The organism is Streptomyces sp. NPDC006602 (assembly GCF_042870385.1).
GTDB lineage: Bacteria > Actinomycetota > Actinomycetes > Streptomycetales > Streptomycetaceae > Streptomyces.
Map to the genome: position 1 here is coordinate 1 of NZ_JBIAHG010000115.1, position 1,001 is coordinate 1,001.

General features: G+C 69.8%; 1 pseudogene. It reads left to right on the plus strand.

The window, feature by feature from the left end:
* A pseudogene (locus ACFYO2_RS49700) lies at nt 1–1,001 on the plus strand (IS200/IS605 family accessory protein TnpB-related protein); the annotation flags it as partial.

Genomic DNA, 1,001 nt, shown 5'->3' on the forward strand with positions numbered 1-1,001 from the left:
GAACGCTGGTTTCTGCAGGCGGATGGCGAGTCCGGCAAGCGGTTCGGCAACGAAACGATCCGTATCAGCCCGGACGGCGAGGTCAGTATCAAACTCCCGGCTCCGCTGAAGGAGTTGGCCAACGCCCCGCACGGCCGGTACGTGCTGGCCTGCCGGGTCGGCTTTCCGCACCGCGGGCCGCAGTGGGCGGATCGGGTGGCGGCGAACCGGGCGGTGGCCTACCGCATCCACTACGACACCGGCCGGGGGCGCTGGTATGTGACGGCCTGCTGGCAGCTCCCGGTGGCCCGGACCGTCCCGATCACCGTCGCCCTCGCGCACGGGGTGGTCGGCGTCGACATGAACGCCGACCACCTGGCCGCCTGGCGCCTGGACATCCACGGCAACCCGACCGGGAACCCGCGCCGCTTCTTTTACGACCTCACCGGCAGTGCCGATCACCGTGATGCCCAGGTCCGCCACGCCCTCACCCGGCTGCTGCACTGGGCCCGCACCTGCGGCGTGAAGGCCATCGCGGTCGAGGACCTGGACTTCGCTGCGGAGAAGACCCGCGAGAAGCACGGCCGCCGCAAGCGGTTTCGGCAGTTGATCTCCGGCATGCCCACCGGCCGGCTCCGCGCCCGGCTGGCCTCGATGGCCGACCAGACCGGCATCGCCATCATCGCAGTGGACCCGGCCTATACCAGCAAGTGGGGCGCGCGGCACTGGCAGAAGCCTCTCACCAGCAAGAACCGTAAGACCACCCGTCACGATGCGGCGAGCATCGCGATCGGACGACGCGCTCAAGGGCATCCGATCCGGCGACGGACGACACCGCCCCCTGCACACCAGAGCGATGTGCAGGGGCATCGGACCGTCCAGGCCGGACCGGAGGCTTTTGGGCGTGAGGGAACCCGCCCCCGCATCCCCGGACCACGCACCATATGCGTGTCGCCGGACGCGGCGAGAACGCGGGCGACCAGGACATCCAAAACCGTTCGGGATGCCCGCAGTGACCAGGT